This window comes from Alteromonas sp. MB-3u-76, from assembly GCF_002831605.1.
In the GTDB taxonomy this organism is placed as follows: domain Bacteria; phylum Pseudomonadota; class Gammaproteobacteria; order Enterobacterales; family Alteromonadaceae; genus Alteromonas; species Alteromonas hispanica.
Genome location: NZ_CP025115.1, coordinates 994,972 through 1,009,418 on the forward strand (window position 1 = coordinate 994,972; position 14,447 = coordinate 1,009,418).

The 14,447-nt window shown below is 44.0% G+C and carries 12 protein-coding genes; 5 read left to right on the plus strand and 7 right to left on the minus strand.

Features of this window, described 5'->3' with window-relative positions; all coding sequences use genetic code 11:
• Positions 1-34 precede the first annotated feature (34 nt).
• Both CW735_RS04455 and mutS read right to left on the minus strand, forming a co-directional pair.
• Positions 35-1,666 carry a CTP synthase gene (locus CW735_RS04455; protein ID WP_071978803.1) on the minus strand — a complete coding sequence of 544 codons (1,632 nt, stop codon included), beginning with the start codon at positions 1,664-1,666 and terminating at the stop codon, positions 35-37.
• Between the two features lie 192 nt (positions 1,667-1,858).
• On the minus strand, positions 1,859-4,462 hold the full coding sequence (mutS, locus tag CW735_RS04460; protein WP_071978804.1) for a DNA mismatch repair protein MutS: 2,604 nt from the start codon (positions 4,460-4,462) through the stop codon (positions 1,859-1,861).
• Between the two features lie 114 nt (positions 4,463-4,576).
• Between mutS and CW735_RS04465 the strand changes: the two genes are divergently transcribed.
• Positions 4,577-5,116 carry a CinA family protein gene (locus tag CW735_RS04465; RefSeq protein ID WP_083595198.1) on the plus strand — a complete coding sequence of 180 codons (540 nt, stop codon included), beginning with the start codon at positions 4,577-4,579 and terminating at the stop codon, positions 5,114-5,116.
• Positions 5,117-5,507: 391 nt separating this feature from the next.
• Positions 5,508-6,542, plus strand: coding sequence for a recombinase RecA (gene recA, locus CW735_RS04470; protein WP_071978805.1), 1,035 nt, complete (start codon positions 5,508-5,510; stop codon positions 6,540-6,542).
• Between the two features lie 28 nt (positions 6,543-6,570).
• Here the strand turns inward: recA and CW735_RS19500 are convergent, their stop codons facing one another.
• On the minus strand, positions 6,571-6,930 hold the full coding sequence (locus CW735_RS19500; RefSeq protein WP_198521025.1) for a hypothetical protein: 360 nt from the start codon (positions 6,928-6,930) through the stop codon (positions 6,571-6,573).
• A 583-nt stretch (positions 6,931-7,513) separates the two neighbouring features.
• On the opposite strand from CW735_RS19500, the gene CW735_RS04485 reads away from it, so the two are divergent.
• The 3 genes from CW735_RS04485 (at position 7,514) to CW735_RS04495 (ending at position 11,085) form a co-directional block, all read left to right on the plus strand.
• A complete protein-coding gene (locus CW735_RS04485; protein WP_100970721.1) occupies positions 7,514-8,551 on the plus strand; it encodes an IS110 family transposase in 1,038 nt (345 codons plus the stop codon).
• A 535-nt stretch (positions 8,552-9,086) separates the two neighbouring features.
• A complete protein-coding gene (locus CW735_RS04490; RefSeq protein WP_071978806.1) occupies positions 9,087-9,893 on the plus strand; it encodes an ATP-binding cassette domain-containing protein in 807 nt (268 codons plus the stop codon).
• Positions 9,877-11,085, plus strand: a complete 1,209-nt coding sequence (locus tag CW735_RS04495; RefSeq protein WP_100971090.1) for an ABC transporter permease subunit — start codon at positions 9,877-9,879, stop codon at positions 11,083-11,085. Before CW735_RS04490 ends, CW735_RS04495 begins: the two co-directional genes overlap by 17 nt.
• Positions 11,086-11,196: 111 nt before the next feature.
• Here the strand turns inward: CW735_RS04495 and CW735_RS04500 are convergent, their stop codons facing one another.
• Genes CW735_RS04500 through CW735_RS04515 form a run of 4 tightly spaced genes read right to left on the minus strand, consistent with a single transcriptional unit; the run spans position 11,197 to position 14,072 of the window.
• Positions 11,197-11,520, minus strand: coding sequence for an EscU/YscU/HrcU family type III secretion system export apparatus switch protein (locus CW735_RS04500; RefSeq protein WP_071978808.1), 324 nt, complete (start codon positions 11,518-11,520; stop codon positions 11,197-11,199).
• A 22-nt stretch (positions 11,521-11,542) separates the two neighbouring features.
• Positions 11,543-13,027, minus strand: coding sequence for a flagellar hook-length control protein FliK (locus CW735_RS04505; RefSeq protein WP_100971092.1), 1,485 nt, complete (start codon positions 13,025-13,027; stop codon positions 11,543-11,545).
• A gap of 54 nt (positions 13,028-13,081) precedes the next feature.
• On the minus strand, positions 13,082-13,432 hold the full coding sequence (locus tag CW735_RS04510; RefSeq protein WP_100971094.1) for a hypothetical protein: 351 nt from the start codon (positions 13,430-13,432) through the stop codon (positions 13,082-13,084).
• A 16-nt stretch (positions 13,433-13,448) separates the two neighbouring features.
• The gene (locus CW735_RS04515) at positions 13,449-14,072 is read right to left on the minus strand and encodes a hypothetical protein (RefSeq protein WP_100971096.1); all 624 of its coding nucleotides are present in this window, start codon (positions 14,070-14,072) and stop codon (positions 13,449-13,451) included.
• Between the last annotated feature and the right edge of the window lie 375 nt (positions 14,073-14,447).

The following is a 14,447-nucleotide window of genomic DNA, read 5'->3' on the forward strand; positions in this document are numbered from 1 at the left end:
GAACGCAACGGGAAAGCGTTCCCTTTATTAGAAACTAGTGATTTTCTTTTTGATATTTACCCGCGGCTTCAACAAACCCCTTAAACAATGGGTGACCATCGCGAGGTGTTGAAGTAAATTCAGGATGGAACTGACCAGCGATAAACCAAGGATGGTCAGGTATTTCTATAACTTCTACAAGTCGTTTGTCAGTGGACAAACCACTTACCTTAAGGCCTGCAGCTTCGATTTCATCGCGTAAGTTGTTGTTCACTTCGTAGCGGTGACGGTGGCGCTCGTAAATTTCAACGTTCCCATAGATCTCATGCACTTTAGTGCCTTCAATTAAATGGCACAGCTGGCTGCCCAATCGCATTGTACCGCCAAGATCTGATGTTTCAGTGCGTGTTTCGGTAGTTCCAGCAGCGTCTAACCACTCCGTGATTAAACCTACTACAGGATATGCAGTTTCAGGGTCGAATTCAGTACTGTTGGCATTGGCCATGCCTGCAACGTTTCGAGCAAACTCAATAAGTGCAACCTGCATCCCAAGGCAAATACCTAAATATGGAACTTTATTTTCTCGGGCGTAGCGAGCTGCTGCAATTTTACCTTCGATGCCGCGTTCACCAAAACCGCCGGGCACTAGGATAGCGTCTAGCTTTTCAAGTATTTGCGTTCCTTTACTCTCCACATCTTGAGAGTCGATATGGTGAATGTTGACTGTCAGTCTATTTTTAAGGCCTGCATGCTTTAATGCTTCGTTTACCGACTTATAAGCATCGGGTAATTCAACATATTTACCAATCATGCCTATATTCACTTCGGCAGTTGGGTTGGACTCTGCGTAAAGTACTTGTTCCCATTCAACTAAATCAGCTTCTGGGCAATCAAATCCGAAGCGATCGACAACAAGCTGGTCCATGCCTTGTGCTTTAAGCGCAGCTGGAATGCGATAAATACTATCCACATCTTTTAACGAGATAACCGCTTTGTCTGCTACGTTGGTGAAAAGCGCAATTTTAGAGCGTTCGCTGGTAGGTAGTGCACCTACAGAGCGACACACAAGAATATCTGGTTGAATACCAATTGAGCGCAATTCTTTAACCGAGTGCTGAGTGGGTTTTGTTTTCACTTCACCTGACGCAGGCATATAAGGCACAAGTGTTAAGTGCATGTACATAGCACGCTCGCGACCCACCTCAGTACCTAGTTGACGAATGGCTTCTAAGAAAGGTTGTGACTCAATGTCACCTACGGTACCGCCCACTTCTACGATGGCAACGTCATGACCTTCAGCACCTTCAATAACGCGACGCTTAATTTCGTTAGTAATGTGCGGAATAACCTGAATGGTCGCCCCCAAGTAATCGCCGCGACGCTCACGTTTTAGTACTTCTTCGTAAACACGACCTGTAGTGAAGTTATTACGCTTAGTCATACGGGTGCGAATAAAACGCTCGTAGTGACCAAGATCAAGGTCTGTCTCTGCACCGTCATCGGTAACAAATACTTCACCATGCTGTATAGGGCTCATTGTGCCCGGGTCGACGTTGATGTAAGGGTCGAGTTTTAACATGGTAACGGTGAGACCGCGAGCTTCAAGAATTGCGGCCAGAGATGCTGCTGCAATACCTTTTCCAAGCGATGAAACTACACCACCAGTGACGAAAATATAATGTGTCATGCGAAACCTAGAACGTTAGGGTTGTATGGTAAATATAGGCCGATTTCAGAAAGAAACCATCTACACTTTGGACGGGGCGATAGTATACGCAAAACCATGTAAACAGACAATCTATTTGCCCACATGATGTGCAAATTTACGCCAGATTTACACCAAGTTTAGGCCAGTTGTGACCTAAACTTGGCCTTGCGGCTAAGACTGACTTAAGCGCTTTAAGGTGTATATAAGGTCGAGAGCTTGCCGCGGAGAGAGTTCATCGGGAGATATGTTCGCTAGAGCATCGACAGCAGGGTTGGGTTTATCTGGAAACAGCAATTCTGCTTGGCCTTTTGGCTTTGCGTTTGATGTAGCCTGTGATGCAGCCTTTGATGTAGCTTTCGATATACTTGCTGCCTTATCGGGCGCACTCTCTTCCCCTTGAGTCATAATATGAGAAGACTCTAATGCCGCTAGCTTAAGTTGAGCCGCTTGAATAACCGCTCTTGGTACACCAGCTAACTGGGCTACCTGTAGCCCGAAACTCTTACTTGCTGCTCCTTCTGACACCGTGTGCATAAAGCGGATAGTATCTTCAAACTCAACAGCATCCAAATGCACGTTGACCACACCTTGCTGTGTGTCTGGCAGCTCGGTTAGTTCAAAGTAATGGGTAGCAAAAAGGGTATAGGCATTAAGCTGTTTAGCAAGGTAACTTGCACATGCCCACGCCAGTGATAATCCATCGTAAGTACTCGTACCGCGACCAATTTCGTCCATTAACACCAAAGAGTTTTCTGTAGCGTTGTTTAAAATATTGGCCGTTTCTGTCATCTCGACCATGAAGGTTGAGCGCCCTGACGCAAGATCATCAGATGCACCAATACGGGTGAAGATACGATCTAATTTCCCTATATGCGCTTGCTGAGCTGGAACGAAACTACCTATGCACGCTAGCAGAGCAATAAGCGCTGTTTGACGCATGTAAGTAGATTTACCACCCATGTTCGGGCCCGTAATTATCAGCATTCGCCGAGCGGTATCTAGTTGCAGTGGATTGGCGATGAATGGTGTTTTCATTACATTTTCTACAACAGGATGGCGCCCTTCCTCATAAGTAAGTGCACACTCGTTACTGAGCCTTGGCCTGTGCCAATCTAAAGCAATTGCCCGTTCGGCGAAACAACACAAAACATCGAGTTTTGCCAGTGCCGCGGCACTGTCTATTAGGTTATTTAAGTGCGGCGTAAACTCATCAAATAGTGCTTCGTACAGCTTTTTCTCAAGTGCAAGCGCCGCGCCTTGACTGCTAAGCACCTTGTCTTCGTGCTCTTTTAGTTCTGGGGTAATAAAGCGTTCGGTATTTTTAAGCGTTTGACGACGGATATACTCCGATGGTGCATTTGCGCTGTTGGCGCGGCTAATTTCTATAAAAAAGCCATGTACTCGGTTGTATCCTACTTTAAGGGTAGAAATACCAGTACGCTCTCTTTCTCGGCGTTCCATTGCCTCAAGATAGTCAGTAGCACCCTGAGAGAGGGCTCGCAATTCGTCTAATTCTTCGTTGTAGCCAGGTGCTATGACGCCGCCTTCTCGTATAATTACCGGCGGGTTATCAATAATGGCGTGATTGAGTAGTGTCTGCAGCTCGGGATAAGTGCCGACAGTTTGGCTGATTTGCCTTATTTGCCCCGTTTCATAGCGCGATAATGCGTCGTGTAAATCAGGTAAAGCGTTAAACGCGTTTTTTAATCTGGCAAAATCTCTAGGCCGTGCAGAGCGAAGAGCTAAGCGTGCCATGATGCGTTCGATATCACCAATGTGTTTTAGGGCGCTGCGAATATCGTCAGGGCTATCATCAATAAAGGCGTCAACGGCGTCTAATCGACTCTGTAGCTCATGTTGGTCGGTAAGCGGCGAGTGGATAACCCGTTGTAACAGGCGACTACCCATGGCCGTTGTGGTAGTGTCCATTACACTAAAAAGCGTGTTTTCTTGACCGCCAGATAAGTTATGGGTGAGCTCTAGATTGCGTCTGGTAGCCGCATCTAGCTGAACGCGGCTGTCCTGCTGTTCTGTTTGTATTTGTCTAATATGAGGTAGGGCGGTTCGCTGGGTGTCTTTTACATATTGTAATACGCAACCCGCTGCGCCTAAGCCTTTGGTGATACCTTTAAGTCCGAAACCATCGAGGGTTTTAGTTCCAAACTGTAGATTAAGCTGCTCATCTGCGGTATCAATATCAAATTCCCATTCAGGACGTCTTCTTAATCCTTTTCGGCTCTCAATGAGTGAGAGTTGCTCGAAGCCTTCTGGATAGAGCAGTTCGGCTGGATTAACCCGCTGTATTTCCGCTAATAAATTTTCATCGTTATCGCATTCAAATACTACAAAGCGCCCACTAGTAACGTCCAGCGTGGCTAAGCCATAATGCATAGAGTGGCCACACACTGCGGCTAATATATTATCTCGCCGCTCTTCTAAAAGCGCTTCGTCGGTAACCGTACCTGGTGTGACAATACGCTGGACCTGTCGCTCTACTGGCCCTTTGCTGGTAGCCGGATCGCCAACCTGCTCACATATCGCTACCGACTCCCCCATTTTAACCAAGCGAGAAAGGTAACTTTCTACCGCATGATAGGGTACCCCAGCCATTGGGATGGGGTCGCCGCCAGATTTACCTCTGGCAGTTAACGAAATGTCGAGGAGTTCTGCGGCTTTTTTGGCATCATCAAAAAACAATTCATAAAAATCGCCCATGCGATAAAACAAGAGAATATTCGGATGCTGCGCCTTAATCGTAAGGTATTGGCGCATCATAGGAGTATGTGATTCCAAAAAACGACCTCAATAGATTTGTTTACGGTGTTAATGCGTATGGTAACAAATAAATGATAAACTCTCCGCTACCAAACACGCTGATGATAAATTGACATGACTACGCCATTTTCAACCGATTCCGAAACAAAAACCATATCTTTAACGATTGATAGCGCGTTAACTACTCAAGTGATGGCTATTGGCGATGTATTGCGTGATAAAAAGTGGACGGCATCGACTGCAGAGTCGTGTACAGGTGGAGGAATTGCGTTTGCTTTTACTAGTGTTGCAGGCAGTTCAGACTGGTTTAATCAGTCTTGGGTTACTTATTCGAACGCGGCTAAAAACTGTGAGTTATCGGTAAAAAGCGAAACGTTGGAAAAATATGGCGCTGTCTCCCAACAGACTGTAACTGAAATGGCGGCGGGTGTTCAAAAGCGAAGCGGTGCAGAACTAGTGATAACGGTTAGCGGCATCGCCGGGCCCGGTGGCGGTAGTGAAAGTAAGCCTGTTGGCACTGTGTGGTTCGGTTTTATATGCGGTACGCATGCACAGCAAGTAAAACAAGTATTCAGTGGCAATAGAGATGATGTTCGCGGTCAAGCGGTGGAGTTTGCTCTCAATTATGCATTGAAAATGCTTAGCGAAGTGTAACTGTTGAGCAGCCGCAAACATGAATATTAAGCTTGTTTGTAAAAGTTTTAGTATCAGCTAGACAGCGGTTAAATGTCTTTTTGTGTTGTACCGTTTTGCAAGACAAAATAATTAAAACACTGGTTGAAACTGTATGCTTGTACAGTATAGAATGTGTGTGGAAGTTGTTAGGGTATGATTATAGAAGCTCTTGTTTAAAAATTCGTATTTAAAAGTGCGTTCATAAAAGCAAGTAGCAACCTATTGGGAATAAATAAAGCGCGTAAAGTAATCGCTAAACAGCATAACAAATTACAGGCGAGTAAGAACAAGTAACAGCGGTCTCACTCCCACCCGTGTCCATATAATTAAAGATGTGACGCACCAAAGATCAAGCATAGGCATAGTTAAGATGACAGATCAGAATAGAAGCAAAGCATTAGATGCAGCGTTATCCCAAATTGAAAAGCAATTTGGTAAAGGCTCAATTATGAAGTTGGGCGAGAACAAGACAATGGATGTAGAAACCATTTCTACGGGCTCGCTTGGGCTAGACGTTGCGCTTGGTGCTGGTGGATTGCCCCTAGGCCGTATTGTTGAGATTTACGGTCCTGAGTCATCGGGTAAAACAACGCTTACACTTGAAGTTATTGCTGAAGCTCAGCGTCAGGGCAAAACTTGTGCATTCGTTGATGCAGAACACGCACTTGACCCAATTTACGCAGAAAAGCTTGGTGTTAATATTGATGAGCTACTGGTTTCTCAGCCAGACACCGGTGAACAAGCGCTGGAGATTTGTGACATGCTGACACGCTCTGGTGCTGTAGACGTTATTGTTGTCGACTCTGTAGCAGCGTTAACACCACGGGCAGAGATTGAAGGCGATATCGGTGATTCACACGTTGGTCTTGCGGCGAGAATGATGTCGCAAAGCATGCGTAAAATTACAGGTAACTTGAAGCGCTCGAATACAATGATGATTTTCATCAACCAAATTCGTATGAAGATTGGTGTTATGTTCGGAAGCCCTGAAACAACGACAGGTGGTAATGCACTTAAGTTCTATGCGTCGGTACGTTTGGATATCAGAAGAATTGGTTCTGTTAAAGAGGGCGATGAAGTTGTTGGTAACGAGACTCGCGTAAAAGTTGTTAAAAATAAGATTGCTCCTCCTTTCAAGCAAGCCGAGTTTATCATCAAGTACGGTGAAGGTATTTCTAAGCATGGCGAATTGATTGATTTAGGTGTTAAGCACAAGCTCATTGATAAAGCAGGTGCTTGGTATAGCTACAACTCTGATCGCATTGGTCAGGGTAAAGCAAACAGCATGCAATTTTTGAAGAACAACCCTGAAGTTTCAAATGAAATTGAAGCAAAGTTAAGAGAATTGCTTTTGCCTAGTAAGGTTGCAGTAGATAATAGTGAAGACGTAAACGAAGAGTCGTAAGTACGAACTTTATCCAAACTGACTATTATCAATGAGATTCATTTAAAAACCCGCCTTTAAGCGGGTTTTTTGTTTGCCCAGCGAAGCTGGCAAACCCGTCAGGTTGAAAGAAACCTGAATCACCCTGACTGAGGGGAAGATAATCCGAATGGCAAGGGCGTTGTTGGCCAACGGCAGGGTCTGAAGGAAGCCATAGGAAGTTAGAGGTACACAACGCAAGTGAACCTGATTCGGCAAGACAGGAGGGTAAGCGTGCAAAATAGCGCGAAGCCCGATACTCAGTCAGTCCTGTTTTGTGTTTGAGGGTGGAATTTCTAACAGGGAGCCAGTGCAGTAACTGGGGAAGCCTGGCATTAGATCCAATCAAATGGTTGGACGTATCGTTCAAGGAGTGATCCAAGAATGTTGCGAGTGTGAGGTGGCATAACGTGGTTACCAGATAGAACCCGTAGTAGTGAGTAAGGCTAGGCCGATGAAAGCCAGTAATGGTGTGGAGGGTAAAACCAAGCCGACTATCAGCATTGTGTTTGATAGGATCTATTTTAGCCAAAAGCTTAAATGGATTGCGAAGGGGGGAAGCAGACTTTAAGACTCTGATGAGTTGTGAGTTTTTTTATCATTGATACACAAGCCGCCAGATCAGCGGGACAAGTCGAATCGGTGCGCTAGGAATAGTGATGTCTGGTGAGACAGGCCGTATATGGGAAGTAATTGTAGTCAAATTTGGTAGATTGCCTCAGTGCTAGAACGCCAAACCCTGCAATGAAAGTTACCACAATGTTAGAAAATGAACGATGTCCATAGGGCGCACGATACTAGATTGCAAATTAGCATTGTGTCACTTAGCAAGTGATATGAAGTATGCAGGAGCCGTATACGAGGCCCGTACGTACGGTTCTGTGAGATGTATGGACTCCCTTCCCTGAAAGGGGTACGGTCTTAATTGTCAAATTAGCCAAAGGGGTCCATACATGATTAAGAATACAATTATTGCAATTGACCTTGCAAAGCATTCCTTTCAGGTTTGCAAGTTCAACAGTGACGGAAAAATTGATTATAACAAAGCAATGAGTCGTAAAGCATTGATAGCACTTCTGGGAAACCATGTGTCAGCGTTAGTGGCAATGGAAGCCTGTGGTGGCTCGAATTACTGGGCGCGTTTAGCGAGGCGGCATGGTCATCAAGTAAAAATCATTCATCCTCGCGCAGTAAAAGGGCTGCAATTAAAGCAAAAAACAGATAAAAATGACGCCTACGCTATCGGTATTGCGGCTCAATTACCTCATATAAACTCTTGTGGCATCATGGAGGAAGATGAACAGGGTCTTCAGGCCCTGGAGCGGGTGCGAATGCTGCAGTTGGAGCAAAGGACGGCGTTGGCAAACCAGATACGAGGACTGTTGACGGAATTCGGGATTGTGATAGCAAAGGGGTTAAATCATTTAGTCACTGCGCTGCCTGACATTTTAGAAGATGCAGAAAACGGCTTGCCGATGAATTATCGTCAGGCTTTGGCTGCGCAGTCACAAATGTTACAACTCTATACGACTCAAATAGAAAGTTATGACAGGCTCATAGCAGAACACACGCGGCATAATCCTGTTTGCCAGAAATTAAGTAAACTCGAAGGCGTAGGCCCTTTGATTGCTTTGGGGTTAACCGTTCGATTGGGAAATGCGACAGAGTTCAATACAGGCCGGGATGCATCAGCATGCATAGGTTTGACACCGAAGCAGCATTCGACCGGCGGTAAAGAGCGATTGGGACATATTTCTAAAAACTGTGCAGATAAAAGATTGCGAAGTTTGCTCTATCAGGGAGCAATGTCGGTAGTGAATAAAGCAGTATCCAGAGAGCCTAAGACTGTGAAAGAGCAGTGGCTGAAGGCGTTAGTTGACCGAAGGGGAAAGAAGGTTGCTGCCATCGCGTTAGCAAATAAAACGGTGAGAACCGCTGTTGCTCTAATAAAGAATAATGACGATTACAATCCGATACTGTTAGCAGCCTAAGAGTTAGTAAATCAACAAATTGCGAAAATAAATGGTAAGACCAACCAGCAGAATTCAGCCAGTCCTCTCAAGTGACTAAACACTGTGTGTGAGAATTGAACTGTTGGTGCGTATACATCGAAGGGCAGGAGTAGCTCTCCATTTAAAGCCCGTATATAAGAGCGCATCTACTACTAATTTTTCAAAAGATGTTGATTACTTCAGGGAGTCCATATAAGAGGGATGAGGCGCAAGCCTCACCCTACTCGATATGGCCAGTAAACGAAAAACGGCTTTCAGATAACACATTTGCTAACACTTATTATTGGTAGTTATCTTGCGTGAGCTAAAAATTAAATGAATTCTGTAATTAAGAATAAAAAACAAAGACTATAGATTTGTAGAGGCGGCAGTTTTACTGTTTAGTATAAGTAGTTGCCATCGCTATAAAAGTAATAAAACGAGTTCGTATTACATCAAAATAGAAATCTGTGAGTCGACATTTCGATAAGCATAGTTGAAGAAAATAATAATAAACGAGGAGAGGGACGCATCCATGATTGAAATAACTGGTCTCGCTAAACGTTTTGAGGTGGAAAACCCCAAAAAGCTTAGCGAGCAAGAGAAAAAAGACCCACGCTTAAAAGGACGCTACTTCCAGTCTGTAAGAGATGTATCATTTGCCTGTCAAAGCGGTGAGGTACTCGGACTGCTAGGGCCTAACGGCGCAGGAAAAACAACCACACTTCGCATGCTGTCTACAGCGCTACGCCCTGATAGCGGAAGCGTGACGATAGACGGTCAAGACGTATTGGCAAATCCAAATGTTGCACGAAAGAAAATCGGCTTTTTATCAAGCTCTACTGGTCTGTACGGCAGATTAACAGGTCGTGAAAATATCAGCTATTTTGGTGAGTTGCATGGTTTGTCGAAAAGTACCATTAACGCGCGTATAGAAGAAATGGCTGATTTGCTCGATATGCAGAGCTTTTTGGAAAGACGCGCTGAGAATTTCTCATCAGGTATGAAGCAAAAAGTATCCATTGCACGTGCTGTTATTCACGAGCCCTCGCTTGTAGTACTTGATGAGCCCACTACCGGCCTGGACATTATGGCGACCAGTACCGTTATGGAGTTTATTCAACGATTGAAAGATAAGGGAACACCGGTGATCTTCTCCACCCATCACTTAGATGAGGTGCAAGCTCTGTGTGACAAGGTCACCGTCATCAATCAGGGCGAAACTGTATTTAATGACTCACTTGCTGCGTTCAGCGCACTGTCTGATGGGCAAATGCATAAGAGTTTCCTTAAAACACTGTCAACAGAATCACAGGAGAAGAGCAATGTGGTTAATCTTTAAGAAGGAATTTAAAGAGTTATTGCGGGATAAAAAAACCATTATCTTTATGATTCTGTTACCGCTTTTACTGTTCCCTGCTATTTTCGGCGTAGGCATTTTCTTTATGAGTAACGCCGCTGAAAAAGCGGAAAATGAAATTCTAAAATATGCCATCGTTGGTGAAGCATATGCGCCTGACATTGTAGAATCTTTTGCTGAGGCGTCTGAAAAGTTTGAATTGGTAAGTGTTGACGGTGCTTTTGAGAGCGAGAGTGATTATGCCAAGTTTATCAAAAACGAAACTTTAGACTTTGTGTTAGTAATACCTGACACTTTTGATGCAGATATTTTGGCATCGGGACAGCATAAAATTGGGCTTTATTTAAATGATGCAGGGCTTAACAAAGTCTATGGGCGAGTAGCCGAAATCATTGACGTTTATATGGACGAATTTCAGCTAGCGGCATTTACCGAGCTGGGGTTAAATGAAGCGCAACAAGAAGCTTTGCTAAAACCTATTTCGATAGAAAAGCAAAACGTAGCTGATGATAGAGAGGTTTGGGGCGAGCGTATTGGCGGCTTCTTACCTTACTTCATTTTTATCTTGTGCTTACAGGGGGCTATGGCACCCGCTGCTGATTTGGGTGCAGGGGAAAAGGAAAGAGGTACGCTGGAAACACTGCTTATTTCACCAATGGACAGGTACAAACTGGTACTTGGCAAGTTCTTTACGGTAAGCGCCGCGGGTATCATTACTGCTCTCATCACCGTATCTTCCATGGCTATTTGGGGTATTGTTTTATCTCAGGGCATGGCAATTGAATTTGTTGTTGAAGTTATGTCGATGATAGGCATAGTCGATTTTGTACTTATCTTTCTTATGCTCGTGCCGATTGTTGCTGTGTTTGCCGCGATCCTACTCTCACTATCGATATATGCACGCTCGTTTAAAGAGGCGCAAAGTTACATGGGGTCTTTAATCATGGTCGTGATCTTCCCCGTGCTAATTGCCATGATGCCGGGCGTTGAGTTAAAAGGAGCATGGGTTTGGGTGCCCCTGACTAATGTTGCACTTGCTATGAAGGAGCTGTTCAAAGGAACGATGGACTACTTCGCATTGTTTGGCATTTTTACCTCTACCGCAGTCATCGCTATTGGATTAATAATGTTTTGTATTCATTGGTTTAATAAAGAGAAAGTACTGTTTAGGTAATAGCAGGTAATTGAGAAAGTTAACGAAGTGAAATCACGTTAAAGAAAAAGACGCCACGTGTTGTTTTAGAGATTTGTTATAAACACATTGTGGCGTTTTTGTTTGTACTGTTTAAACCTCAAAATCAATTCTCTTGATTATACTTTCCCAACCAGGAGGAATTTTCCCCTGTAACACGTAAGAATAGGCAAGAAGTTCGGCGATAACATAGTACAAGGATTCTGGTATATCTTGACCTACATCCAATGTAGCCAGCACTTCGCTAAGATAGGGATCTTCATGTATGAGTATGCCTGTCTCTTCAGCCATAGCAATTATCGCTTCGGCTAAGTCGCCATAGCCCTTTGCTACCACTTTTGGGGTGTTTTTCTTGTCTCCGCCTTCATATTTGAGACCAATTGCCCGCTTAGCTTTGTTCTGTTTGTCAGTACTCATACTGTCTTCTCGCAATTAGCACTCATACTCTAGTCTCAAAAATTTGATGAGGACGGCTATTGAGGGTATCTGGAATATGCCCGCGCTGAAAACTACTCTTTTCTACTTGTAATCCAAGTTCCTCCAAGCGTTTAGTGAGGTAAGGCAATGTGTCGGCAACTCTTGCCAAGATAACTTCATTTGAGGCATATAAGTCGAGGGTAATTGTCTCTTTGTCTATTTTTGACTTGGCAAGTACTTGTCCAACAGTGCCTATATCCAACTTCATGGTAACGTTCCACAGAGACTGCTGCCCTTTACTCTCTTGTTGTTCATGCTGCTTTTTAGGCTCGCGCTGAATGAGAAGCTCTGGTGGCGTATTATGTTGGGTGAGCGAGGGGAGTACATAGTAAAAACTATCTTGGCCTTGAATACGCGCGTCGGCTTGTGTCAATTTACTTTGCTGATGATTTGCCAATAACGTTTTGAGCTGGCTGAGAATTTGCTGACGACTGTCTAATTGATGCAAATCTTGACTTACTTTGCTTGGCTGTGAGTTTCCACCCACACTTGCCAACGTTTTAGAAACGATTGAATCAGGTGCATCGAGCTGTGCTTTTAAGCTGGGTTGTCGTTGCAATGCCCTGCCAGCTAACGCAAGTTGCACCAGTGCAACAAGTCCTTGCACAAAGCTCGATACCGCAACCGGTGAAGCTAGTGTCGACGGCGTTGCCAAAAGTGCAGGGCTGCTTAATAAGTTTTGTATCCGTTGCGGCAGCGTTGACTCCGGTGTTGATACAACATTCGGTGCTTTGCTCTTTCCGCTATCGTCTATCGCTTTTGTTCCTGTACCTACTTGAGTATTTGCTTCTTCTTTTAGACCATTTAGGCGTTCAGCCCCTGTTGTTTGCTGTTTACTATTTGTATTTGAAAGTTGCTGTAAAAGGTTGTTTATCAGACTTACTGAAGCATTTTTTGCCTCAGATTTCAGTAATTGCGCAATGCTGCCTAAAGATGCCTTTCCACCATCAACTTCCTTATTCACAGAAATAGGTTTCTCGGCTTCGCTACTCGGGTAATTTGTTGAGGTTTGTAAAAGGTTTTGTTTTTGTTCTGCTTGATGCAGTTTAGATAATGCAGTGGGAGCAGTACCTACATCAAGACCTTTTATGTGCTGTATTAATCTTGATATTGCCGCAGACGGTGATTGTTTGTCCGCTATTGAAGCTTCAACTTGAGTATTGGATAACGAGTTCGGATTGCCCTCAACAATGGAAATAAGCGAGGCTAATGCGGTGGTTGTATTTCCAGTTTGATTGAGGAGTACCCTGGAAAGTGCTTGAATAGCCTTATGCACCTCACTACTTTTGAGTACTTCTGGCGACGCTTTGAGTACTTCTGGCGATGCTTTGAGATTGTCTAACTGTATTTTGCTGGGCGAAGTATATTGAAAGGAGGCATCTTGAGAAGCGGCAGTGCTACCGCTGTTATTTGCCTTGAACGATTCCGAGCCTATAAGTTGCGACACTGGAAGCTTCTTTATCTCAATATTGCGTATTTGTTCTTTTGCTAGAGGGGGCGTTTAAAGTGCGCTTTCCGGCATGGTAAATGTAGTTACCACATTGTTCCTAGCCGTATGTACAGTAAGCGTAGCGTTTGAACTGTTTTTAGCAGACAAAGATAACAAGCTAACCGTTTTTAATGCGTTGTTTCCCGCATCCAAAGGTGTGGGCATAAAAGCCTTTAATGCCGAGGGCGTCCTATCGTTTTGCGATATAGCCACAGCGCCCTGTTTGAGGGCGCTCTCAATGAATTGGCTTTGCATTTTTATATCTACATTTCCCAGTGATATGCCTTTTCCATTCTGCCCGCTAAGACCTGGCTGATTGGAAGATAGGCTTAGAGAAATATTACCGCTTTGCGTGCGACTCATGGCTAATGTCACGTTTTTACCGACAAGGCTTTGAAATGAGGATAATAACTTTGTCTAACTGCGTCGTTGGGAATTTAAGTGGCTTTTCACCATTTACATTGAGCGAGATTTCTTTGTTGGTTACCGCAAACACCTGTGCTTTCAGTGATACAGCTGTGCCGTCCACGTTCTTTAAAGTCTCGGCAATGGCTTTGAAAAGTTGGCCTTGTTTATCAAATGGAATATTAATTTCTTGCGAAACAATGCCTGTTGAAGTTAAGGCTGCTTGTATCGATCGGGTTTGCGCTGAGTTAGCTTGAGCAGAACTAGTTTGAACCGAGCCCAGAGAAAGTAACTGAATTTGCTGTGACGATTGAAAAGATAGCCCGTTTGGTAAGCGTATGTTTGCACTTAATTGAGGTGAATTAATGGCAAGAATATTTTCAGGTAGTTTAGCAATCATTACTTTAGCCGCGTTATCTAGAGCAGCCGCTTGCGTAAGCGTTTTACTTTGCGCAGGATTCAACACTGCACTTGGTGCTGTGCTAGTGGTCCTATTCTGAACCTCGTTTGGCGAAGCGCTCCGTGTAGCATCTTGCACAGAAGCTTTCGAGGCGCTTTGCATAATGTTGGCAAGGATGTTGGAGAGTTGCTGCGTCATAGTTGAACTATCGGCCTAAAGGTCGTTTTCCTTAATGATATTAAAGCAGGCCTTTAGTTTTTTAGATATCTTTTGCGATGAGTTTAGTGATGATTTTAGCTATGACTTTAGCCATGTATTTATCCATCTATACATCCACCTCACGCCCTAGTTATATCTGTTCACTTTTATCCGCCTAAATGCACAGGTGAAACCTATATTTAGTGGGCTAAGAGCTTAATTTTTTATTAGAAATACCTTTGAAGTAAATCATATTTAATTGATATTCGCGACTGCGAAAAAGTCATCCTGTGATAAACTATGGCCATTTTTTATTAGAAATACCTTTGAAGTAAATCATATTTAATTGATATTCGCGACTGCGAAAAAGTCATC

Bases quoted from the DNA above. Each gene is read 5' to 3' on its own strand.
- CW735_RS04455 (WP_071978803.1), bottom strand. From the start codon at position 1,666: ATGACACATTATATTTTCGTCACTGGTGGTGTAGTTTCATCGCTTGGA.
- CW735_RS04465 (WP_083595198.1), top strand. From the start codon at position 4,577: ATGACTACGCCATTTTCAACCGATTCCGAAACAAAAACCATATCTTTA.
- recA (WP_071978805.1), top strand. From the start codon at position 5,508: ATGACAGATCAGAATAGAAGCAAAGCATTAGATGCAGCGTTATCCCAA.
- CW735_RS04490 (WP_071978806.1), top strand. From the start codon at position 9,087: ATGATTGAAATAACTGGTCTCGCTAAACGTTTTGAGGTGGAAAACCCC.
- CW735_RS04515 (WP_100971096.1), bottom strand. From the start codon at position 14,072: ATGACGCAGCAACTCTCCAACATCCTTGCCAACATTATGCAAAGCGCC.
- CW735_RS04495 (WP_100971090.1), top strand. From the start codon at position 9,877: ATGTGGTTAATCTTTAAGAAGGAATTTAAAGAGTTATTGCGGGATAAA.
- CW735_RS04485 (WP_100970721.1), top strand. From the start codon at position 7,514: ATGATTAAGAATACAATTATTGCAATTGACCTTGCAAAGCATTCCTTT.
- CW735_RS04510 (WP_100971094.1), bottom strand. From the start codon at position 13,432: ATGAGTCGCACGCAAAGCGGTAATATTTCTCTAAGCCTATCTTCCAAT.
- CW735_RS04500 (WP_071978808.1), bottom strand. From the start codon at position 11,520: ATGAGTACTGACAAACAGAACAAAGCTAAGCGGGCAATTGGTCTCAAA.
- mutS (WP_071978804.1), bottom strand. From the start codon at position 4,462: ATGATGCGCCAATACCTTACGATTAAGGCGCAGCATCCGAATATTCTC.